This is a genomic window from Pseudomonas sp. W22_MBD1_FP4, assembly GCF_052113765.1.
In the GTDB taxonomy this organism is placed as follows: Bacteria; Pseudomonadota; Gammaproteobacteria; order Pseudomonadales; family Pseudomonadaceae; genus Aquipseudomonas; species Aquipseudomonas sivasensis.
On the sequence record NZ_JBGQOI010000020.1, the window covers coordinates 66,840 to 89,036 of the forward strand.

General features: G+C 57.3%; 16 protein-coding genes, 1 other RNA gene and 1 pseudogene. 13 read left to right on the forward strand and 5 right to left on the reverse strand.

The annotated features are described in order from the left end of the window. Positions 1–38 precede the first annotated feature (38 nt). Entirely contained in the window at positions 39–443 is a 405-nt protein-coding gene (gene fur / locus ACEN2T_RS22875; protein ID WP_003194220.1) for a ferric iron uptake transcriptional regulator, read from the reverse strand. Positions 444–541: 98 nt separating this feature from the next. Here fur and ACEN2T_RS22880 point away from each other — a divergent pair, with 98 nt between their 5' ends. Continuing rightward, entirely contained in the window at positions 542–1,069 is a 528-nt protein-coding gene (locus tag ACEN2T_RS22880; protein ID WP_017528805.1) for an outer membrane protein assembly factor BamE, read from the forward strand. Between the two features lie 63 nt (positions 1,070–1,132). On the opposite strand, the gene ACEN2T_RS22885 is transcribed toward ACEN2T_RS22880, so the two are convergent. Then, on the reverse strand, positions 1,133–1,435 hold the full coding sequence (locus tag ACEN2T_RS22885) for an RnfH family protein (protein WP_442117587.1): 303 nt from the start codon (positions 1,433–1,435) through the stop codon (positions 1,133–1,135). Further along, complete coding sequence (locus tag ACEN2T_RS22890) at positions 1,428–1,862, reverse strand: type II toxin-antitoxin system RatA family toxin (protein ID WP_032884705.1); 435 nt, start codon at positions 1,860–1,862, stop codon at positions 1,428–1,430. The genes ACEN2T_RS22885 and ACEN2T_RS22890 overlap by 8 nt, the downstream gene beginning before the upstream one ends. A gap of 168 nt (positions 1,863–2,030) precedes the next feature. On the opposite strand from ACEN2T_RS22890, the gene smpB reads away from it, so the two are divergent. Further along, positions 2,031–2,513 carry an SsrA-binding protein SmpB gene (gene smpB, locus ACEN2T_RS22895; RefSeq protein WP_003176160.1) on the forward strand — a complete coding sequence of 161 codons (483 nt, stop codon included), beginning with the start codon at positions 2,031–2,033 and terminating at the stop codon, positions 2,511–2,513. A gap of 37 nt (positions 2,514–2,550) precedes the next feature. On the opposite strand, the gene ACEN2T_RS22900 is transcribed toward smpB, so the two are convergent. Beyond that, on the reverse strand, positions 2,551–3,318 hold the full coding sequence (locus ACEN2T_RS22900; RefSeq protein WP_032884703.1) for an FCD domain-containing protein: 768 nt from the start codon (positions 3,316–3,318) through the stop codon (positions 2,551–2,553). Between the two features lie 261 nt (positions 3,319–3,579). Here ACEN2T_RS22900 and ACEN2T_RS22905 point away from each other — a divergent pair, with 261 nt between their 5' ends. From ACEN2T_RS22905 to ACEN2T_RS22935, 7 genes and pseudogenes are all read left to right on the forward strand, one after another. Beyond that, entirely contained in the window at positions 3,580–5,274 is a 1,695-nt protein-coding gene (locus tag ACEN2T_RS22905) for a lactate permease LctP family transporter (protein WP_032884701.1), read from the forward strand. A gap of 106 nt (positions 5,275–5,380) precedes the next feature. Beyond that, complete coding sequence (locus ACEN2T_RS22910; RefSeq protein ID WP_095186250.1) at positions 5,381–8,191, forward strand: FAD-binding and (Fe-S)-binding domain-containing protein; 2,811 nt, start codon at positions 5,381–5,383, stop codon at positions 8,189–8,191. 136 nt (positions 8,192–8,327) lie between these two features. Beyond that, positions 8,328–8,609, forward strand: a complete 282-nt coding sequence (locus tag ACEN2T_RS22915) for a hypothetical protein (RefSeq protein WP_032884699.1) — start codon at positions 8,328–8,330, stop codon at positions 8,607–8,609. 94 nt (positions 8,610–8,703) lie between these two features. Further along, positions 8,704–9,100, forward strand: a transfer-messenger RNA (tmRNA) gene (gene ssrA, locus ACEN2T_RS22920). A gap of 185 nt (positions 9,101–9,285) precedes the next feature. Continuing rightward, positions 9,286–10,539: an integrase domain-containing protein gene (locus tag ACEN2T_RS22925; RefSeq protein ID WP_003400138.1), complete on the forward strand. Its 1,254-nt coding sequence runs from the start codon at positions 9,286–9,288 to the stop codon at positions 10,537–10,539. Between the two features lie 947 nt (positions 10,540–11,486). Next, positions 11,487–12,458 (forward strand): annotated as a pseudogene (locus ACEN2T_RS22930) (integrase domain-containing protein); the annotation flags it as partial. 6 nt (positions 12,459–12,464) lie between these two features. Continuing rightward, positions 12,465–12,740, forward strand: a complete 276-nt coding sequence (locus tag ACEN2T_RS22935) for a hypothetical protein (protein WP_079997921.1) — start codon at positions 12,465–12,467, stop codon at positions 12,738–12,740. A gap of 108 nt (positions 12,741–12,848) precedes the next feature. Here ACEN2T_RS22935 and ACEN2T_RS22940 read toward each other — a convergent pair whose 3' ends face one another. Continuing rightward, on the reverse strand, positions 12,849–13,370 hold the full coding sequence (locus tag ACEN2T_RS22940; RefSeq protein ID WP_003400133.1) for a hypothetical protein: 522 nt from the start codon (positions 13,368–13,370) through the stop codon (positions 12,849–12,851). An 831-nt stretch (positions 13,371–14,201) separates the two neighbouring features. On the opposite strand from ACEN2T_RS22940, the gene ACEN2T_RS22945 reads away from it, so the two are divergent. The 4 genes from ACEN2T_RS22945 to ACEN2T_RS22960 all read left to right on the forward strand — a co-directional run bounded on the left by ACEN2T_RS22945 (position 14,202) and on the right by ACEN2T_RS22960 (position 22,177). After that, entirely contained in the window at positions 14,202–15,182 is a 981-nt protein-coding gene (locus tag ACEN2T_RS22945) for a nucleoid-associated protein (RefSeq protein WP_442117588.1), read from the forward strand. Then, entirely contained in the window at positions 15,179–16,642 is a 1,464-nt protein-coding gene (locus ACEN2T_RS22950) for a hypothetical protein (RefSeq protein WP_003400131.1), read from the forward strand. Before ACEN2T_RS22945 ends, ACEN2T_RS22950 begins: the two co-directional genes overlap by 4 nt. Before the next feature lie 460 nt (positions 16,643–17,102). After that, a complete protein-coding gene (gene hsdR / locus ACEN2T_RS22955; RefSeq protein ID WP_442117599.1) occupies positions 17,103–20,567 on the forward strand; it encodes a type I restriction-modification system endonuclease in 3,465 nt (1,154 codons plus the stop codon). A 98-nt stretch (positions 20,568–20,665) separates the two neighbouring features. Further along, positions 20,666–22,177 carry an RNA-binding domain-containing protein gene (locus ACEN2T_RS22960; RefSeq protein ID WP_003400129.1) on the forward strand — a complete coding sequence of 504 codons (1,512 nt, stop codon included), beginning with the start codon at positions 20,666–20,668 and terminating at the stop codon, positions 22,175–22,177. Positions 22,178–22,197: the final 20 nt, after the last annotated feature.

Here is a 22,197-nt window from a genome sequence, read left to right on the forward strand (position 1 = left end):
GCCTTCAATCGTTTTGCAGAGCGAATCTGCATCGATTTTTACTTTTTCTTACGGATGTACAACACGAGATTGTGGTCAACCAAATCGAATCCATGCTCCTCAGCAATCTTATGCTGCAGCGCTTCGATCTCTGGGCTAGTGAACTCGATAACCTCATTGGTATCCAGGTCAACCATATGGTCATGATGACCACCGTCGGCCAATTCGAACACTGCATGACCGCCGTCGAAATTATGACGAACCACCAGCCCTGCGGCTTCAAACTGGGTCAGTACACGGTAAACCGTGGCCAGGCCGACGTCCTCGTTAGACTCCATCAGCGCCTTGTAAACATCCTCGGCACTCATGTGGCGCTGCTCAGCAGAATCGAGCATTTGTAGAATCTTGACTCGTGGCAGAGTCACTTTAAGACCGGCTTTGCGTAGTTCGCTATTTTCAACCATGGTTAGCTTTCTCGCGGATGCTGCTTCGCAGCTTCTCTTAATACGGGTATGATCGGCGTTTACGTTGTCCCAGCCAAGATAGTGGAAGTCGCCCACCGATGCAAAACACCAAGCTCTTGCTAACCAGTTTCACCTTTGTGGGACTGCTCGCACTCGCCGGTTGTTCATTCCCCGGGGTTTACAAAATCGACATCCAGCAGGGCAATGTCGTCACGCAGGACATGATAGACCAGTTACGCCCGGGAATGACCCGACGGCAAGTACGGTTTATTATGGGCAACCCCCTGCTGACCGACACTTTCCACGCCGATCGCTGGGATTATCTCTACAGCCTGCAGCCTGGTGGCGGTGAACGCCAACAGGAACGTGTCAGCGTCATTTTCAATGGCAATGACCAGCTTGTCAGCCTGTCGGGTGACTTCATGCCTGGCGTAAGCCGAGATGAAGCCCTGCTAGGTAAAGACAACGGCACCAACGTGACTGCACCTGCGCAGGAAAGCGAGAAGCCGAAATCCGAAGTACCAGCGAAGCCAGGCTCGTTGCTCGACAAGATCCAGAAGGACGTCGACGGAGTGGAAACCGTTCCGGTACCGACGCCTCAGCCACTGGACACCAGCCCGCAGTAACATTGCGGCACCTACAAAAAAGCCCGGCATGCCGGGCTTTTTGTTGCCTGATGATTAGCAATCTTATGAGTTCTGCTGCTTGATCAACGCCGCCTTGGCGGCACGCAGCCTTCGCACCTCTTTAGGGTCGACGAGCAAAGGGCGATAGATCTCAATGCGATCACCCGATTGCACAACGCGCGCTTCAGCGTCCGCGACAACCTTACCGAATATCCCCAAAGGACAATCAGCCAGATCCAACTCGGGAAACCGCACTGCAATTCCTGACGCCTGTACCGCCCCTCGCAGACTGGTACCCGAAGCCACCGTTACCGCCAGCAAGACCTGCTGATCTAGGGCAGCGTATACCAACTCAATCTCAACCATGCAGTTGCTTGGCCCGCTGACAGAACGCATCTACCAGCGTATTGGCCGCCTGATTGAACAATGGCCCCAATGTCGCCCGCACAAGCGGGCCAGCGTAATCAAACGACAGGTCCAAGCTGATCTTGCAGGCCTTGTCGGTCAGCGCCTTGAATACCCAGATACCGTGTAACTGGGTAAAAGGGCCTTCCTGCAGATTCATTTCAATGGACTTGCCCGGCACCAACACATTGCGCGTGACAAAGTGCTGGCCCAGCCCACCTTTCGCCACACCGACACTGGCGACCATGTGCTCATCAGTGCTTTCAAGCACCTCAGCCGTTGAACACCAAGGCAGGAATTCCGGGTAACGCGCCACGTCGTTGACCAGGTCATAGAGCGCCTGCGCCGGATAGGGCAGCAGGGCCGAACGTTGAATATGCGTCGTCATGTGCGCGTTATTTCCACAGCTGAGCGGCAAACATCGCGAAAGAACAGCTCGTTCCGCGAGAGAAAAAAAGCAAAGAACTGCCAGCATTGTCCGGGATTCGACCAACACGCTCAAGCACGTAGGTTGACCGTAGCCGACACGCTCGCAACTCCCTATAATGCCGCCCCTATGGCTAAACAAAAGAAACACCCCACAGGGACCATCGCGCAAAATAAAAAGGCGCGACACGATTACTTCATCGAACATCGGTTCGAGGCTGGTCTGGTCCTGGCCGGCTGGGAAGTAAAAAGTCTGCGTGCCAGCAAGCTGCAACTGGTCGACAGCTACGTATTGCTCAAGGATGGCGAGGCATGGCTGCTGGGCAGTCATATCACCCCGTTGACCACTGCGAGCACCCACGTAATTGCCGACCCGGTGCGCACGCGCAAACTATTGCTCAACGCACGCGAACTGGAAAAGCTCGCCGCTGCCGTGCAGCAGAAAGGCTACGCCTGCATCTGCCTGTCCTGGTACTGGAGCAAGCATCTGGTCAAGTGCGAGATCGCACTGGGCAAGGGCAAGAAGGAATACGACAAGCGTGATACCGAGCGCGAACGCGATTCCAACCGGGAACTGCATCGCGCTGTGCGCAACAAGGGCAAGGAAGAGTAACCCTTGTGACGATGTAGCCTCGGAATAAATCCCCCGGCTACATCCCTTTACGACGCTCCGCTCGCGCCACGCGCTGAACCTCCTGACGCACTTCCGCCAACACTTCCTGCACGTATTCCAAATGACGCGTTGAGACTTCTCGCGCCTGCTCTGCCCGCCCCTCAATAATTGCCAGGTACAACTCCCGATGCTGACTGATCAGCATGTCGCGAGTTTCCGTACGCTGCTGATACATGCCGCCAATATTGGTCACCACGTTACGCTTGAGCAGGTCGAACAGGCCGCGAATGGTGTGCAGCAACACGGCGTTATGACTGGCCTCCGCAATGGCCAGATGAAATCTTGCATCCGCAGCACCCTCCTCGACCCGACTCACTTCATCAACGCGGCCATAGCAATCCTGCAGCGCCTCGAATGCAGCGGTCAGCCGCTCGCGATCGACCTCGGTGGCACGCAACGCAGCGTAATAAGCACAGGACGCTTCGAGGGTCTGGCGGAACTCCAGCAGGTCACGCTGCGCCTCGGGGTTGTTTTCCAACAGGTGTAGCAACGGATCACTGAACGTCGAGCCCAGTGACTCGGCAACATAATTGCCTCCGCCCTGCCGACTCACCAACAACCCCTTGGCCGCCAGTTTCTGAATGGCCTCCCGCAGCGACGGACGCGACACGCCAAACCGCTCAGCCAAAGCGCGCTCAGCCGGCAAGCGCTCACCCGACTTCAGCGTGCCCTCAAGGATCATCCCCTCAAGCTGCTCGACAATATCGTCAGACAAACGGCGCTGACGCACCTGATCAAACCCCATAACTCACCCTCCACCATCCCGACCACTCGCCGGGCCCTCTATTCTGGCCTATCGCCGCCCTTCCAGCACCTATCAGAACAGCTTCGATTCAACCGATCAGATGGTCTTACCCAATGACCTACGACCAAAGTTTCGCGAGCGGCAAATTGACACATCCCCTGAAGGCTTTTAACCTACCCTCCAGCGATTGTAAATTGGTAATACCAATTATCCAGATCGACTAAAAAGTGCCTGACCAACAACAATTAGGGGCCACCCCATATGCAAACCTGGCAACAGCTTTACAGCCCGCTCGGCAGCCTCGGCCTGTCCGCATTGGCCGCCGTTATTCCGATCGTATTTTTCTTCCTGGCCCTGGCCGTGTTTCGCCTCAAAGGCCACGTGGCCGGCAGCATCACGTTGGCGCTGTCGATACTGGTGGCAATCTTTGCCTTTCAGATGCCAGTAGATATGGCGCTGGCCGCTGCTGGCTACGGCTTCGCCTACGGTCTTTGGCCTATTGCCTGGATCATTGTCGCGGCGGTGTTTCTCTACAAACTAACGGTCAAGAGTGGCCAGTTCGAGATCATCCGCAGCTCGGTGCTGTCGATCACCGATGACCAACGCTTACAGGTGCTGCTGATCGGCTTCTGCTTTGGCGCGTTCCTGGAAGGCGCTGCCGGTTTCGGTGCCCCCGTGGCAATTACCGCCGCATTGCTGGTAGGCCTGGGGTTCAACCCGCTGTACGCAGCCGGCTTGTGCCTGATTGCCAACACCGCGCCCGTTGCCTTTGGCGCCCTGGGGATTCCGATCATCGTTGCCGGGCAAGTGACCGGTATCGATGCCTTCAAGATCGGCGCCATGACCGGACGCCAGCTGCCCCTGTTGTCGCTGTTCGTGCCGTTCTGGCTGGTATTTATGATGGATGGCCTGCGCGGTGTGCGCGAAACCTGGCCGGCTGCGCTGGTCGCTGGCTTGAGCTTTGCCATCACTCAATACTTCACGTCCAACTTCATCGGCCCGGAACTGCCGGACATCACCTCGGCTTTGGCCAGCCTGATTTCCCTGACCCTGTTCCTGAAAGTCTGGCAACCCAAGCGCACCGCAGGCGCGCAGATTGCGGGCGCAACCTCCGGCGTAGCCATTACCGCCAGTGTTGGCGGCTTCGGCTTGCCACGCAGCACCGTCGCCTCGCCTTATAGCCTGGGGCAGATCTTCAAGGCTTGGTCGCCATTCCTGATCCTCACCGTGCTGGTCACTATCTGGACGCTCAAACCGTTCAAGGCGATGTTCGCCGCCGGCGGCTCTATGTACAGCTGGGTATTCAACTTCGCGATCCCACACCTGGACCAACTGGTGGTCAAGGTCGCACCCATCGTGACCAACCCGACTGCCATTCCAGCGGTATTCAAGCTGGACCCAATTTCAGCCACTGGTACCGCGATTTTCTTCTCCGCACTGATTTCGATGCTCGTACTGAAGATCAACATCAAGATTGGTCTTACCACTTTAAAAGAGACATTCTACGAACTGCGCTGGCCAATCTTGTCGATCGGCATGGTGTTGGCATTTGCCTTCGTCACCAACTACTCCGGTATGTCGTCGACCATGGCGCTGGTATTGGCTGGTACCGGTGCAGCCTTCCCGTTCTTCTCACCGTTCCTTGGCTGGCTGGGCGTTTTCCTGACGGGCTCCGACACTTCGTCCAACGCCCTGTTCAGTTCGCTGCAAGCCACTACAGCGCACCAGATCGGCGTCAACGACACCCTCTTGGTAGCAGCGAACACCAGCGGCGGCGTCACCGGCAAAATGATCTCGCCGCAATCGATCGCAGTGGCCTGCGCCGCAACCGGCCTGGTGGGCAAGGAATCCGATCTGTTCCGCTTCACCCTCAAGCACAGCCTGTTCTTCGCCACAATCGTCGGGCTGATCACGCTGGCTCAGGCCTACTGGTTTACCGGCATGCTGGTGCACTAAAGCCACAAGCAATAGGGTAATAGCCGACGCCGGGCGGTAACCTCGGCGTCGGCATTGCGCATTCGTGTCAATACGGCGCCCTGGGGGTGCTGATCCTGGAGGCCCCATGAGTCTGCCTGCCGCTTTCTTAGCTGACGTCGCACAGCTGATCCCAAAAGATCGGCGTTTCGACGATCCACTTTCCACCCTCGCATTCGGCACCGACGCCAGTTTTTACAGATTGGTCCCACAACTAGTGATCCGCGTGGAGTCGGAAGGTGAAGTGGTAGCTCTGCTGCAACTGGCCCAGCGTGAGCGCGTGCCGGTGACCTTCCGCGCGGCCGGCACCAGTTTGTCCGGTCAAGCGATCAGCGACTCCGTACTGATCGTGCTGGGAGACAATTGGAACGGCCGCGAGATTCGCGGGCACGGGACTCAGATCCGCCTGCAACCCGGCGTAATCGGTGCCCAGGCCAACGCCTGGCTGGCGCCGTTCGGGCGCAAGATCGGCCCGGATCCCGCATCGATCAATGCCTGCAAGATCGGCGGAATCGTCGCCAACAATGCCAGCGGCATGTGCTGCGGCACCGCGCAAAATACCTATCACACCTTGGCTGGCATTCGTCTGGTGCTGGCCGACGGCAGTTGCCTGGACACCGAAGATGCGGCCAGCGTCAGCGCCTTTCGTGAGCGGCACGGCGCGCTGCTTGAACGCCTGGCGACACTGGGTCGCGAGACGCGGGCAAACGCCGAACTCGCCGCGAAAATCCGCCACAAATATCGTCTGAAAAACACCACAGGACTGTCACTCAATGCCCTGGTGGATTTCGATGAACCACTGGATATTCTTAGCCATCTGCTGGTCGGCTCCGAGGGGACGCTGGGCTTTATAAGCGCAGTGACCTACGACACCGTGATCGATCATCCCAACAAAGCCTCGGCATTGATTGTGTTCCCCAATGTGGAGACGTGCTGCAACGCAGTAACCGTGTTGAAAACCCAGCCGGTCTCAGCCGTAGAGCTGCTGGATCGACGTAGCATGCGTTCGGTCCAGAACAAACCCGGCATGCCCGCCTTCGTACAACACCTGTCGGAAAATGCCTGCGCGCTGCTCATCGAATCCCGCGCGGCATCACCTTCTTTGCTGCATGAGCAAATGGCGCTGATCATGGCGTCCCTGGCCGTTTTCCCCGTCGAGAAACAGGTCGATTTCACCGAAGACCCTGTAGAAAACGCCCGACTCTGGGCGATTCGCAAGGACACCTTTCCTGCCGTCGGCGCTGTGCGCAAAACCGGCACCACGGTGATCATCGAAGACGTAACCTTTCCCGTCGAGCAACTCGCCATCGGCGTAAACCGTCTGATCGAACTGTTCGACAAACATCACTACGACGAAGCCATCCTTTTCGGACACGCCCTGGAAGGCAATCTGCACTTTGTGTTCACCCAAGGCTTCAACAGCGCCGAAGAAGTCACACGCTACCAAGCGTTCATGGATGACGTAGCGCAACTGGTGGCCGTCGAGTTCGGCGGCTCACTGAAAGCCGAGCACGGTACCGGACGCAATATGGCGCCATTCGTCGAGTTGGAATGGGGCAGCGATGCCTACCAACTGATGTGGCAGCTCAAGCGCCTCCTCGACCCCAACGGCATTCTCAACCCCGACGTAGTGCTCAGCAACGACCCGCAGATTCACCTCAAGCACCTCAAACCACTGCCTGCAGCCGACGAGCTTGTGGATAAGTGCATCGAGTGCGGCTTCTGCGAGCCTGTGTGCCCCTCAAAAGGCCTGACGTTGAGCCCACGCCAGCGCATCGTGATCTGGCGCGACATTCAGGCGAAGAAACGCGCCGGCGTCGACACCACCGAACTGGAAGCCGCCTACCACTACCAAGGCATCGACACCTGCGCAGCCACCGGGCTATGCGCCCAGCGCTGCCCTGTGGGAATCAATACCGGCGACTTGGTGAAAAAGCTGCGCAGTCGTGACGCCGACCGTACGAAAACAGCCGAATGGCTCGCCACCCATTTCGCCACCGCACTGCAAGGTGCGCGCTTTACCCTGCATGTCGCCAATGGTGCTCGCATGCTGCTCGGCGCTCCTCGCCTGGCGAAGCTGTCTGCCACCGTGACCAAGCTGTCCAAGGGACAAATTCCGCAGTGGAGCAGCGCTATGCCACAGCCGGAAAAGGCTATTCGTTTCAGCCCGGCTGTGACGGATGAGCGGCCTCGAGTGGTCTACCTGGCGGCGTGCGTCTCACGCGCCATGGGCCCGGCGTCCGGCGATAAAGAGCAGATGTCGCTGTACGACAAAACCCGGGGCCTGCTGGAAAAGGCTGGCTACCAGGTCGTCTTTCCCGACAACCAAGACAGCCTGTGCTGCGGCCAGCCGTTCGCGTCCAAAGGCTATGCCGAACAGGCAGAGCACAAGCGCCAGGAGTTGATCGGCGCCCTGCTCCACGCCAGCCGCGGCGGCCTCGATCCGATCTATTGCGACACCAGCCCGTGCACACTTCGTTTGGTGCAAGACCTGGGCGAAACCCGCCTGGACCTCTACGACCCAGTACGCTTTATCCGCACGCACCTGATGGACCGCCTTGATTTCATGCCGCAGGAAGCACCGATCGCCGTACACGTCACCTGCAGTACCCAACACCTGGGAGAAAGCCAGGCGCTGATCGACCTAGCCCGTCGCTGCGCCAAAACCGTCGTGATTCCAGAAGGCATCCACTGCTGCGGGTTTGCCGGCGACAAAGGCTTCACCACGCCAGAACTCAATGCCCACTCACTGCGCACCCTCAAGGATGCCGTGCAATATTGCAGCGAAGGCATCTCCACCAGCCGCACCTGCGAAATCGGCTTGAGCCAGCATGGCGGCATTGATTATCACGGGCTGGTGTACCTCGTGGACCGCGTCACCCAGGCCCGCGCCCAATAATCCTGCAAAAAAAACAGAACCCCTGCACGCCAGCGTAGTCACTTGAATAGGCCTCGACGAACGAGGCCAATCAGTGATGTCGCTGGCAGCGCTTGAAGGCCAGCAGCGTCGAGCCCTTTGCGCAAGGAGATACCCTATGAAGCGTTCCGCTCTTGCTGGCTTGTTCGTTACCGCTGCGATGCTGGCGTCCCCGGTCTTCGCGGCCGACAGTGAAAAAGACCTGTGCCAGATCAATATAGACAAAATTAACAACGCCAAAGCGACACTCGCCACCGACACCACCGGCAAGAGTGGGGAAATAGATACGGTTGTCTCCCAAGCCAAGGCATTTCACGCGTCTGGCGATGATAAGCAGTGCATCGAAGTCACCAACAAAACCCTGCAAGACCTGCAAAACAGCAACAAAGGCGGCAAGTAAGCAGTAAGGCCAACCTTCGGGTTGGCCTTCGGTGACCGTATGGCGTACACTGCACAGGCTTGTCACTCACTATGAAACAACGAGTTACAAGCACGGGGCCGTTTAGGATTCGACGCCGGTCGCGAAACTTTAGGTGCATGCCGAGTTGGTAACAGAACTCGTAAATCCACTGTTGCAACTACTTATAGTTGCCAATGACGAAAACTACGGCCAGGAATTCGCTATCGCTGCGTAAGCAGCCTTAGACCTGAGCTTCTGGTACCTTCGGGTCCAGCAATCACCAGGGGATGTCTGTAAACCCAAAGTGATTGTCATATAGAACAGAATCGCCGTGCAGTACGTTGTGGACGAAGCGGCTAAAACTTACACAACTCGCCCAAAGCACCCTGCCAGTCGGGTCGCTGAGGGTTAACTTAATAGACACGGCTAAGCATGTAGTACCGACAGCGGAGTACTGGCGGACGGGGGTTCAAATCCCCCCGGCTCCACCATTTGATCAACTAAAGACGTCCAAGGACGTCTTTTTTTGTGCCTGCAGGCCAGTAAATACGGGGCTTTCAGCGCCTTTGCGGTCTTCAGCGGTTTTTTGAGTTCCAGCGCTTTTGGTATCCCGGGTGGTATCCCAGGCTACCCAGTGCTATTTTCAGGATACCAAAACGCTGCTGGAGGTATCCCAATGCCTACTAACGCAAGCCGCTTCTCCGACCGCCAGCTCAAGGCGGTAAAGGCCACTGGTAAAGACTTCGTCCTCACCGACGGCGATGGTCTGCAGCTTCGGGTACGCGCAAGCGGCTCGATGATCTGGAACTTCAACTACCGCGAGCCTTTAACCCGAAACCGCCTCAACATGGCGCTCGGCCCCTACCCCGACCTTTCACTGGCCAACGCTCGAAAGAAAGCGACAGAGGCGCGGGAAATGCTCGCGCTGGGCATAGACCCAAAAGCCCAACGCGATGAGGCTCGACAGGCAAGGTTGGCCGAGAACGAGCACACCTTCGAGAAGGTCGCTACCGCCTGGTTCGAGCTCAAGAAGGACTCGGTCACACCTGCTTACGCGGAAGACATTTGGCGCTCGCTGGTGCTGCATGTTTTACCCAGCATGAAAACCACGCCCCTCAAGGACGTGACCGCTCCGATGGTGATAAAGCTACTTCGACCGCTTGAGGCGAAAGGCAGCCTGGAGACGGTGAAGCGCGTCAGTCAGCGGCTCAACGAGATCATGACCTACGGCGTGAACTCCGGGCTGATCTTTGCCAACCCGCTGACCGGTATCCGCTCGGTTTTCAAAAAACCGAGAAAGGAAAACATGGCCGCGCTTCCACCCGAGGAGCTTCCCGAGCTGATGATGGAAATCGCCAATGCGAGCATCAAGCGCATCACGCGCTGCTTGCTCGAATGGCAATTGCACACCATGACCCGCCCTGCCGAGGCGGCTACTACACGGTGGGCCGATATCGACATTGATAAAGCACTATGGGTGATCCCCGCAGAGCGCATGAAAAAACGGCGCCCGCATGCGATCCCGCTCACAGACCAGGCGCTTGCGTTGCTGACCACAGTCCGGCCACTAAGCGGCAACCGTGAATATGTGTTTCCCTCTGATCGGAATCCGCGTACCCACGCCAACAGCCAGACGGCGAACATGGCGCTAAAGAGAATGGGCTTCCAGGATCGACTCGTCAGCCACGGGCTGCGCTCGATAGCGAGCACCATCCTCAACGAACACGGTTGGGACCCGGAACTGATCGAGGTCGCACTGGCGCATGTGGATAAGGATGAGGTGCGCAGCGCGTACAACCGGGCGGATTACATCGAGCGCCGACGACCAATGATGGCCTGGTGGAGTGAGTACATTCAAAAGGCGGCGACCGGCAGTCTCTCGGCCAGCGCAATCAATGCGGCGCGGGATCGCGTGGTGCCTATCCGGTAGTGCTGCGGCAGTAGTGCTAGAGGGCACGCCGTCAGATTCACTGGCGGCAGTGGCCTACTCGTCTTGCTCTACGCCTCTCCGGCTCAGCCCTTGGATATGGGGAGGCTTCGCATCCCCATATCCAAGGGCTAACACTATAAAAGCGACAAGCGGCTACACCGCTACTAAGTACCACCGATTTCCACTCGACGCCAAGGCCGGCAACTGGCGCAATTCCCAACGCCTAACGGTCATTGACCTGAACCCCAAACGACCCTTAAAACGAAGCTTCCAAGCGCTGCCGTTGGCAGCACTCAGATGGCCAGAGCCTTCAAGGCCATGCCGCTAACGCGGTGGCTCGACCCAAGTACGATTCGCGTCCGGTAGCTCGTACGGTCACTACCCATGTGATGGATGCCTACTTCACCTCGGTGCCCTTGCGGCAACCCCCCCTAAACTTTTGCTGGCTGCGGTAAGCTATTCGCGTGGCCATTTCAGATGCGCCAACCCTTCGCCCGTCTCTTTCGCCAGAAAAGAGACGGGCGCATATCACACTGCTGCAGGCCGCGTACGACGTAGCTTTGCCGCATCCCTCCTCGTGACAATCGGCGTGACAAATGCCGCAGCCACCTGCAACAGCGATGTAGATGATGGTGCAGCAGCCCGTATCAGGCTGCACCTGGCTGACAGCCAGGCATGCTCCGGTCATCACATCGTTGCCTTCACCTGACTCAGGATCTCGCGGCGTTGGTTTCGTCAGCCAACGCAGCCTCCACCCGCCCACCGGCAACGGTGCTCAGGGGGCCGGATCATGAGATGCCCAAGCTCTCGGTCGTAAGGAGCCGTCAGTCCCGCGTTAGTGGACATCCCCACAGGCCGCAGGGGCCTTGATCCCTGTTAACACTCAACATTCCTGGCGGGATGACGTGGGGGCAACGATTCGAGAAACGGCGACGGAGGGTGCAGGTATGAGACGAGGGGGCAGGCACTACAGCTGGAATTTCGGAAACGGCAGGAAACTGGAATATGCGTATAAATGCGCGTTACAACGCAAGTATGGTGGTGGCCACTTTGCGACCGTCAAAGCACACAGTGATCGGTGCAGAATTTTTGCGCGTTGGTGCGCGTCGGGCATTGGTCCGGGAATCAAGGATGCGCGGGAGATTCACAACCCTATCCTCTACGACTACGCAGCGCATTTAAGCAAACTGGTCGAGCAGGGTGAGATTGCCGTGAGTACGGCAGTGAACCGCCTGTCCAGCGTGAACATCGGCATGGAAGCGCTTCGGGGCGATCGGCATGTGAGAGTGCCGAGCCCGAGCGAAGCGCTGGAAATGCAGCGCGTTAGGGTTCGCCAGTCGGTGCCACAAGGACAAGATCGCGCGCAGGTGCAGCAGATTGTCGATGTGCTTTGTGATCGAGAACAGCTACGTGCGGCGGCGATGATTCGGATGGCACGTGCGACAGGGATGCGCTTGCGGGAGACCATATTAGCTGATCTGCCTCGATTGATCCGTGAGGCTGACAAGCTCGGCAAGATCAACATTCAGGACGGCACAAAGGGTGGCCGTGGTGGTGCTTCGGCGCCACGGTGGATTGGGGTGGACGAGCACGTCCGTGATGCTCTGAGGTTCGCGGCAAAGGTGTCGCCGGCGGGTAGCCGCAACATGATCGCACTAAGCGAAAGCTATGCGAACGTATTGCAACGGGTAGCCGGCGCATCGCGGGACGTCCTGCATAAAAACGCGCTGAAAGGGTTTCATGAGTTGCGCGCGGCGTATGCCTGCGAGCGCTATGAGCAGATTACTCAGCATCCTGCGCCTGTTAACGGCGGTCGTTGCTATGCCATTAACCCGCGCCTCGACTGTGAAGCTCGAATACAGATCAGCTATGAGCTAGGGCATGGTCGGATCGATGTAGCCGCTGCCTACATCGGGGGGGCGGGTATGACCCACGCGTTTGATATGGAGGCGTTTCTAAGCGGTGTGCTGACTGGGTCGCATGCGACGCGGCAACGGCATTTGCGGCAGGCGAGGATTATTCAGGCAGCAATCGCTAAGCGATGGCAAAAGGATACGCCCTGGAGTTGGAAGCGAAAGCATCTAGATTGGTTTCTACAGCATTGCCTGACACGGCGCAGTAATTCCACAAGGTATTACTATCTGCTCACCGTTCGACTAATCACTGGACGCTTGGAGATGTCATGGGTTTTCGGTCTTTGAGCGAAATACCTCCCGCCGCGACTGATCGTGATCGACAGCAACCTGTTTCTAGCCCGGGCAGAGGAATAGGGAAGGTGTCCTCTGAGCCGGAGTTGGGAGCTCAACGGCTCAGAGCTTTATCGTCGGCCGTGCCGCAAGCTGGATGGCCCGGTAATCCTGGACTCGAATCATGCTGCTAGCAACATCAAAACCAGGCCGGTCACCACACCGTTCCACAAGGTTCTGATACATCTCCTTTGACAAGACCAACGCATGGCCAGAACTGTCGCCCATTGCTAGCTTAGGCAGGTTTGACAGGATCGCATTGTACAAGGCCACCGCGGCCTCTTGGTCGGGGTTACCCAGATCCCTGTCTTCATCCAGCGGTCGCAATGCGTGATCACGCATCAACGCCATTGCCGCTTCGTTGATGTCCATCAGGGCGGCACGGGCTGGTTCAGAGAAGTCGAAATCCGCCTCGTGCGGCAGATCGGTGAATGCACACAATCCGCTGAGTGCGCTGCTGATGTCGAAAGCTCCCACTTCCCCACTCTGATCAGCATTTAGCTCGCGCAGGTACTGCAGCTGACGCCGCGCGACAGTCAACAGGCCCGCTTCCCAAGGGTTTGAATACCCCAACTGCTTGTCCATCGGCGCGCCCCATCTAGAATACTGCTTCCATACTACTACAGCCTGACGTCAGACAACCGACACGGAGATCTGCATACATATGGTGTCACCACACGATTACTACTTCTGTATTCATTCAGCGCCTAGGGCCAGCTAAAGCACCAGAACGAAGCAAGTCGGCAGAAACCTGTCCAGCTTCAGCTCGAATACCCAGGGCCGGCCATTGATCAAGGCAGGGCAACCAAATGTTGATCCAATGGAGTAGTCGGGCAAATGCTGGTGGTGGCTTACGCCATCTATCGATGCCCGTACGCCCTAACCCGTGATGCAGCGCCGCCTTGCATCACATTTTCACAGATACAACGATCTCATGATGAGTGCTCCACGCCCATCAAGCGAAGATGGGCCAGCGGGTCGACAAGGATTCAAGCACCAGGATCACATAGCCGTTACCTTTACTGCGCGACAGCCGCTACGTGCGAGTGGGCTGCGAAACCGCCGACGACACCGCCGCTGTCAGAGATGCATCTAGGGCCGTCGTCAATGAGTACATCCAGGTCAAACCATTTAGGAGGACTCGATTGGCCTCGCTGGCGCCCAGCGCAGGCATGTGGTCATCGCATTGGCGCAATCGGAAGATTTGGGGCGGTGTGCGTACGTCTCAGGACCACCGAACACGTCCCCGTCGCACGTCGGCACCCATTCCGCCAACATGGCGCAGAATGATTTGATAACTGGTTTTTTATACAGTACCGTCTCCGATACTCAGTCTTTGAAAAGCGATCCAAAGGTGATTAGATACGTCACCAATATCATTGCGCTACTACTGCGCGTGCGAAATGAGACGACCCCTTGACCACACTTACCGCAGAACAAATCGCCAACTTGGAAATCAAGCACTTCATTTTTCACGTCGTCCACCACGGCGAGCAGGCTCCCGGTCTGTTTGACGAGGTCTCGCTCGATGGATTCGAAGACTTCTTCATCGAGCGTATCAAGGAGACGCTCAGGGGGAATAAATTTGATTTCACTGCCGTGTCACAAGTGCGGGCCACGCTTAACAAGTGGGAGGCCAAAAAACTGTCGTTTGTCGATATGTCGAAAGACCTAGCCCGGCATTTTCACGGTCTGGGCGACAAGCGCAACACGCCAGGTGTGCTCATCGTGATGCTGCTGACGTCCGGCGCGCAAACCTTCTATTCATTGGTCAAGTATGACTCCAGTCGCGTCGTGGCCTTTGCGCGGAAAGGGGCGAAAGCGGTGCTGCAGGAGATCAATCAAAATTTTACGGACTCGCCCAAGGCACTGCAGAAATCCGCGCTGATCAGCCTCTCCGAGAAAAGCCATAACATCGCTATCATCGACGTGCAAAAGCGTGCCGGCATCAGTGATATCTTCAAGAAATTTCTCGGTGTCGAACGCTCCCGGGAAGAAGCAGAGCTAACTAAAACGCTGCTCAAAGCGGTCAAGCAGACCGTCAGCCTGCATACGGAAACGCTTCCCAGTGCCCTGGGGTATAAGGCAGCGGACACGGTCCGTGCCATTGCTGAAAAGCAGAATGATTTCAATGAGGCGGTGTTTTTCGACCAGTTTTTTGGCGCGGCGGGGGATGAGCAGGTCCGCGAAACCTTTAGGGCGCAGCTGGAAAAGAACGGGTTGGCGGGCGAGGTGTTTACCTATGTCCCGGAAGCCCTGCCGGTTGGCGCGCTGACCCGGTTGCGCACGCGTGAGGGGATCACTGTGCACATCGCGGCCGGCGCCGAGCAGTGGTATGAAATCAATCCAGAAGGTACCGAAATCATCATCCGCACTGAGCACCTCGACTACCTATGAGCATCGACGATGGGAGCCATCTGCGGGATTTCTTCTCCCAGCAGTGGGCTTCAGCTAAAGGTAATTTTTCCGAAACGCCAGAGCAGATTCGCTTGGACGGTGCCAATTGTTTAGCACCCGATTTTCTGACCCAGGTGCGGGCGCTCGAACATTACCTTGCAGCGCACGCACTGGGCACCCTCGAGGTTCACGGCCAGTTTCAGTCCAGCCCATTCAATCTCGCCACCGTTGAGCATGCGGACATTGAGGATGAGCCCATCCGGGTGATCGTAAAGAAAAACTCGACGCCAGAGTGGCGCTATTTTCTTTCTGCAGCTGGGTTTGAGGGGTGGCTGGGGAAGCTCGGGGGCGACAAGGATCGAGTTCCCCCACGACAATGCGTCTGGATAGCACAGCCGGTGGAAGCGTTCTCAACCTACCTGTTTGCGGTCAAGCCCTTTGGCGCCGACAAGGCATTGCCCGACGTTGCCGTGCCCCTCGAAAAGCCGTGGAAGCTGGTGCGTGATCTGACCCACAAGAAAACGCCGATTTCCTTGGCGCCGTGGCTGCTCTTGGAAGAGCCACCCTCAGGCCCGTGTGAAGTCTACGATGTGTGGCAGATACATGCGGCCAGGCAATTGGCATTTTGCTTGCCGGCAGAGGTGCGTGCGGGCGACGGAGAGCTCGAGGCCCTATTCAAGGGTGGAAGGACAATACCGTTAAAGATTGAAGACATCACCTATACGCTAGCTGACTACTCACTATTTTCCGAAGCGTGCAGCTGGGTGTATGGAACGTCGCGCGAGGCTGAAACCAAATTCCTTCTGTTGAATAACCACATCGCGGTGAACTGGGAAATCGGGCAGACCTGGCCAGAGGGCGCGCGCAAGGTGCTCAAAAACAGCCTGATCGGCGCCAAGGAGGCCTTCGCATTCCATCTGTTGGATCAGAGCAAGGAAGCGGTGAAAGGCCTGGGTGACCTGCGTAAAGGCTTGCAGGAAGAGGTGGCGAAAACGCAGACGTCGTCACGGGATCTCATCTCAGCTGTGTGGCGAGACTTCGCGATTGCGGGCGTACTGTTAGTGCTGAAAACACCAGGAGTTGTGGGGTTGGAGACCAGTGTTATTCGCCCCATCTATCTGGCCACCGCTCTACTGCTGTTGCTTAGTGTTTTGATGAGTGGCTGGTCGGCGTGCCGTTTCAATCACCTGGCAGATTTGAGCCGAAAGGATTGGCGCAACAAGCTGTATAGCTTTCTCTCAGACAGTGACTGGAAGAAGTTGGTGGAGCACCAGATTCGCGCAGGACGCAGGGTTTTCTGGCGAACGTGGTTGATTTGCTTGCTGCTTTACGTGTTGATTTCGATCTATTTGATTAATGCTGCAATCCCGGATGTGTACCCAACAATCAAGGAAATCTTGGCGCACCTTGGGTCTTTCTGGTTCAACGCGCTATCCCAATCCGCCATCTGGATTATGTGAAAATCGCGAAAGCTACGCCATATTCTTGCAGCGAATGGTGCTCCCCGCCCGCGATACTCTGCATCGGTGCAGGCTCAAGGGCTTTCTTGAACTGCGCGCAGCCTACGCTTGCGAACGTTACGAGCAACTCACGGGCCACGCTGCGTCACTCAATGATGACACGGCCATCGCTTCGAACGCGACCTTGACCATGCCGCGTAAGCGCAGCACTGGCAATGCCAGTATTGCAACCTGCAGCGCCTGTTGCGGTGTTCTGTGCGAACCCGATCGATTTCCTCACAGGCGAACTCGACCTACCACTGTCTCACCACATCCAAGCGTAATACCTAGACTTCGGCAGGTAGCTGGTCACTGCGCACCAACGGCATTAGGTTATACCCGGGCCACCCTTCGTCTGGCATTATGCTGTTATAGCGCCGCCACTCTCGAGATGGCCGGCGACGAACTCAAGGGATGGAACATGGCAGAGAACAGCAACTTCGCCTTTTTCAAAGAACACGATCCGGTTTTTTTCCAACTTGCCAATGCGGCCGAGCGAGTATTTTCCAGTGACCCCAACACGACGCTGATCAAACTGCGCCAGTTGGGCGAAGCGCTCGCCCAGGATCTGGCGGTAAGAGCGGGCATTGAGTTCGACGCCACCACTTCCCAAGCTGATCTGCTGTTCCGCCTGAGTCGTGAAATTCAGCTCGACGGTAACATCCGTAACCTATTCCATACGCTGCGCGTCGAAGGCAATAAGGCTACCCATGAATTCCGCACCCAGCATCGTGAGGCACTGGACGGGCTGAGGGTCGCCCGCGCCTTGGCGATCTGGTATCACCAGTCATTTGGCACGGGCGGAAACACCTTCAAACCTGGGCCTTTCATGGTTCCGGCCGATCCGAGTGAGCCTCTACGTGAGCTGCAGGGGCAGATCGAAAAACTTCGCGCAGAGCTGGGCGACAGTCGCCAGCAATTGGAGAACAACCACCAATTAGCCGAGCTACTGGCGCAAGAAAAGCATGAACAAGCCAGTCTTGTTGGGCAGATGAACGAAGAAGCCCGCGTCTACGAGCAGATTGCCCTTGAACGCGAGGAAGAACTATCGAAGGCCCGAGTCGATTTCGAGGCGCGGCTGAAAGTGCTGCAACAACAGCTTGAAGATCAGCCGCAAGCTGCCCAGCAGGTCACACGTAAAACTCAGCAGGCAAGCAGCCAGTTCGACCTCAATGAAGACCTCACCCGTATTCTCATCGATCAACAGTTAAACGATGCCGGCTGGGAAGCCGATTCGCTCGATCTTACCTACAGCAAGGGCGCTCGGCCCGAGAAGGGCAAGAACAAGGCCATCGCCGAATGGCCAACCAGCAAGCCAAAAGAAAACGCTGATTACGTGCTGTTCGCCGGCCTAATCCCAGTCGCCATCGTCGAAGCCAAGCGCAAGCGCGTCAACATAGCGGACCGCATTCCCCAAGCCGAGCGCTATTCACGCCAACTGATTGTTACCGACAATCTGCAACCGGCCGGGCAGAACACGGGCTGGGCTGATGGCCAGGGCGGCCACTTCAAAGTTCCGTTTGCATTTGCCTGCAATGGCCGGCCCTTCATCAAGCAGCTCGGCGAGCTGTCTGGCATCTGGTTTCGTGACTTGCGCAGCCCGGCAAACCTGCGCCGGCCGCTCCAGGACTTCCACACACCGGGTGGCCTACTCGACCTGCTCAAACGCAGCCGTGAAGACGCCGAGGCGAAGCTACATCAGGAAGGCTTCGCCTATCTCAAGCTGCGTAACTATCAGGAAAACGCCATCCGCGCCGTCGAGCAGGCCCTAGCCGCCAATCGCCGCAACTGTCTGCTGGCCATGGCGACCGGAACCGGCAAAACGCGCACTATCATTGGCTTGATGTACCGCCTGCTGAAGGCCGAGCGCTTTCGCCGTATTCTTTTCCTGGTCGATCGCAGCGCCTTGGGGGAACAGGCCATCGAAGCCTTCAATGAGGCGACGCTGGAACAGAACCACACGCTGGCGCAGATCTACGACGTCAAAGAACTAGGCGACATGGCTGCCGAAGCTGAAACACGGGTTCAGGTCGCCACTGTGCAGGCCATGGTCAAGCGCATCTTCCAGTCGGACACTCCGCCGCCCATCGATGCCTTCGACTGCATCATCGTCGACGAAGCCCACCGCGGTTACACCCTCGATCAGGAAATGACTGAAGGCGAGCTGGCAGCGCGCGACTTCAACCAGTATCTATCGCAGTATCGTCGCGTGCTCGACTATTTCGACGCCTGCCGCGTCGGGCTCACCGCTACCCCAGCCAAGCACACCAGCGAGGTCTTCGGGGCTCCGATATACACTTACAGCTACCGTGAGGCCGTGGCTGACGACTGGCTGATTGATCACGAACCTCCAATCCGCTACCAAACCCTGCTGAGCCAGAATGGCATCCACTTTGCCAAGGGCGAGAGCGTCAGCGTCATCGATACGAGCACCGGCGAGGTGGATGTCGCCGAGCTCGAGGACGAACTCGACTTCGAAATCGAGTCCTTCAATCGTCGCGTGATTACGCCCGGTTTCGACAAGGTCATCTGCGAGCAACTGGCACAAGAGCTCGACCCGTCGGGAGACGAAAAAACGATGATTTTTTGCGTTAACCAAGCCCATGCCGAGCGAGTCAAAAACCTTCTCGACGAAGCCTTCAGGGACGTTCACGGCGAGGATTACAACCAGGCAGCTGTACAGATCATCACCGGGCAAAGTGACAAGGTCAAGCAACTGATCCGCCAGTACAAGAACGAGCGCTACCCGAGCATTGCCATCACGGTCGACCTGTTGACCACCGGTATCGACGTACCACGCATTTGCCACTTGGTGTTCATGCGCCGGGTGCGTTCGCGCATTCTCTACGAACAGATGAAGGGCCGCGCGACTCGCCGCTGCGATGAAATCGGCAAGACGGTATTCAGAATCTACGATCCGGTTGATCTGTACGCTGCCCTTGAGCCAGTAGATACAATGAAGCCGCTAGTGAAAGACCCAAACATCAGCCTCGAACAACTGGTCAGCGAGCTAACCAACCCAGCCAGCCTCGATGCTCCTGGTAGCCAGCCAGACACTAGCCATGCCCACGACGTCTTGGACCAGTTCAGCCAGCGGGTCATGCGTATTCTGCGCAAGGCCAGCCATAAGGCCGAGCAAAAGCCAACCCTAAAGGCCAAGCTCGCCGAACTCGAGAACACCTGGGGCGTAGCCCCGGACAAACTGCATCAGCACCTGCACCAGCTTGGCCCACGGCAAGCTGCCCAGTTCATCCAACAGCACGCCCAACTGCTCAATCAGCTCGCCACAGTTAATGCCCTGCTGGGATCGCTGAACTACCCGGTGATCTCCACTCACACAGACGAACTGATGGTCCGTGAGCAGAACTACGGCAATTACCAAAAGCCCGCCGACTATCTGGAAAGCTTCAACGACTTCATTAAGAATCAGTTGAACCAGTCAGTGGCCCTCGGCGTAGTGGTCAACCGCCCGCAAGACTTGACCCGTGAACAATTGCGCGAAGTGCGCCTGCTGCTCGACGGGCATGGCTACAGTGAGGTGAACCTGCAAAGCGCCTGGCGCAACCAAACCAACCAGGAAATCGCTGCCAGTATCGTCGGCTTCATCCGCCGCGCCGCCCTCGGAGAGGCTTTGCTGCCATTTGAGCAGCGCGTAACCAAGGCGATGGAGACGATTTATACCCTGCAGCCTTGGACTCAAATTCAGCGTAAGTGGCTTGATCGCCTGGCCAAGCAACTGGTGCACGAGGTCGTTATTGACAAGAAGCAGATTGGTGAGGCGTTTAAGAGCGATGGCGGCAGCACGCGGCTGGACAAGATGCTCGGCGGCAATTTGGGCGTGGTACTGGACGCCCTGAATGACAACCTGTGGGCACAGACGGGATGAGGCCGATCCTGAACGCTGGGTTGGCCACCGTACTCGTTCATGAGGGATAATGCCCTCCTATTGCACGAGTTATCGACTGCAACACCTAGAGACGCTTAATGACCCTTGCCGAGCTTCATCAAATCCTTGACCGTGGTGAGGACAGCCGCCATCAGTTCAAGCGCGATTTCAGCAATATCGATGCCTTGGCGGCCGAGTTGGTAGCGTTCGCCAATACGTCCGGTGGCTACTTGCTGATTGGCGTAGACGACTCCGGCACGGTGAGCGGGTTGAGTAGCGCCGACATTTCGCGACTCAATCAACTGCTCTCCAACGCGGCCTCACAGAATGTCCGCCCGGCGATCAATCCATTGTCCAGCAACCTTCAGACCGAACACGGGCTGGTCATGGTGGTGACAGTCGAACAAGGGCTGAATAAACCCTATGTCGACAACCAGGGTCGCATCTGGGTAAAGAACGGCGCCGACAAACGTCGGGTCACGGCCCGTGAAGAACTGCAGCGTTTGTTCCAGCAGGCCGGGCTGGTGTGTGCCGATGCAGTACCGGTCGCGGGCAGCAGCGTAGCGGATATCGATGCCAAGGCGCTCGGCGAGTACTTTCAAAGACGCTTTCGGCAAAGCCCCGAACAGACAGGTTTGGAAACCACCCGCATCCTGGAAAATCTTGGCCTCGCCAGTGGCGACACACCCAATTTGGCCGGTTTGCTGCTCTTCGGCCAAGCGCCACAACGCCTGTGCCCGGCGTTCGATATCAAGGCCGTTGCGTTTCCGGGCACGGTTCTGCATGACCGCCACTATCTAGACAGCGAAGATATCGACGGCAATCTGCAGGAACAGTACCGACGCAGCCTTGCCTTCATAAAACGCAACCTACACCACGTGCAGCGCCAGCAGGGCTTCAATACCCTCGGCCAGCTGGAAGTGCCGGAGGAGGTGTTTGAAGAACTGCTGGTCAATGCCCTGATCCACCGCGACTACTTTGTCAGCGCCTCCATCCGGATCATGATCTTCGCCGATCGCATCGAACTGATCAGCCCCGGGCACCTGCCTGACGTGCTCGATACCGAGAAAATTCGATTCGGCCTGTCCAACCGTCGCAACCCGACGCTCACCTCCCATGCTGTGCACATTCTTCCCTATCGCGGTTTGGGCACCGGCATCCCGCGCGCTATCGATGCTTGGCCAATGATCCGGCTGGAGGACGACCGGCAGAGTAATCAGTTCAAGGTGGTGATTCAGCGCGCCGTTGAAAAAGGGCCTCTTTCGGGCCCAAGTGGGGACCAAGTAGGGACTAAGTCGGGACCAAGTAAGGACCAAGTAGGGACTGAGTCCGCTGTCGAAGAAGAACAAGCCGAAACTCGCCTGTCTCTGCAGCAAGAGCAGATAACGATGCTGTGCAAAATGACAGGCGATCACACTGCGCCAGAGCTAATGACCTTCGTTGGGCGCAGAAACCGCAGCAAGTTCCGCGAGCAGGTTTTGACCCCACTACTGACGATTGGCATGGTCGAGATGACCATTCCAAACAAGCCCAACAGCAGCAAGCAACGCTATCGCCTGACTGCGGCCGGCCGAGCGCTAAAGGCCGAACAACGCTCCTCAGACGACTGAGCCCAGACAACCACTTCTTC

Coding starts and splice junctions, on each gene's coding strand:
- fur (WP_003194220.1), bottom strand. CDS start 443: ATGGTTGAAAATAGCGAACTACGCAAAGCCGGTCTTAAAGTGACTCTG.
- ACEN2T_RS22880 (WP_017528805.1), top strand. CDS start 542: ATGCAAAACACCAAGCTCTTGCTAACCAGTTTCACCTTTGTGGGACTG.
- ACEN2T_RS22885 (WP_442117587.1), bottom strand. CDS start 1,435: ATGGTTGAGATTGAGTTGGTATACGCTGCCCTAGATCAGCAGGTCTTG.
- ACEN2T_RS22890 (WP_032884705.1), bottom strand. CDS start 1,862: ATGACGACGCATATTCAACGTTCGGCCCTGCTGCCCTATCCGGCGCAG.
- smpB (WP_003176160.1), top strand. CDS start 2,031: ATGGCTAAACAAAAGAAACACCCCACAGGGACCATCGCGCAAAATAAA.
- ACEN2T_RS22900 (WP_032884703.1), bottom strand. CDS start 3,318: ATGGGGTTTGATCAGGTGCGTCAGCGCCGTTTGTCTGACGATATTGTC.
- ACEN2T_RS22905 (WP_032884701.1), top strand. CDS start 3,580: ATGCAAACCTGGCAACAGCTTTACAGCCCGCTCGGCAGCCTCGGCCTG.
- ACEN2T_RS22910 (WP_095186250.1), top strand. CDS start 5,381: ATGAGTCTGCCTGCCGCTTTCTTAGCTGACGTCGCACAGCTGATCCCA.
- ACEN2T_RS22915 (WP_032884699.1), top strand. CDS start 8,328: ATGAAGCGTTCCGCTCTTGCTGGCTTGTTCGTTACCGCTGCGATGCTG.
- ACEN2T_RS22925 (WP_003400138.1), top strand. CDS start 9,286: ATGCCTACTAACGCAAGCCGCTTCTCCGACCGCCAGCTCAAGGCGGTA.
- ACEN2T_RS22935 (WP_079997921.1), top strand. CDS start 12,465: ATGACCCACGCGTTTGATATGGAGGCGTTTCTAAGCGGTGTGCTGACT.
- ACEN2T_RS22940 (WP_003400133.1), bottom strand. CDS start 13,370: ATGGACAAGCAGTTGGGGTATTCAAACCCTTGGGAAGCGGGCCTGTTG.
- ACEN2T_RS22950 (WP_003400131.1), top strand. CDS start 15,179: ATGAGCATCGACGATGGGAGCCATCTGCGGGATTTCTTCTCCCAGCAG.
- hsdR (WP_442117599.1), top strand. CDS start 17,103: ATGGCAGAGAACAGCAACTTCGCCTTTTTCAAAGAACACGATCCGGTT.
- ACEN2T_RS22960 (WP_003400129.1), top strand. CDS start 20,666: ATGACCCTTGCCGAGCTTCATCAAATCCTTGACCGTGGTGAGGACAGC.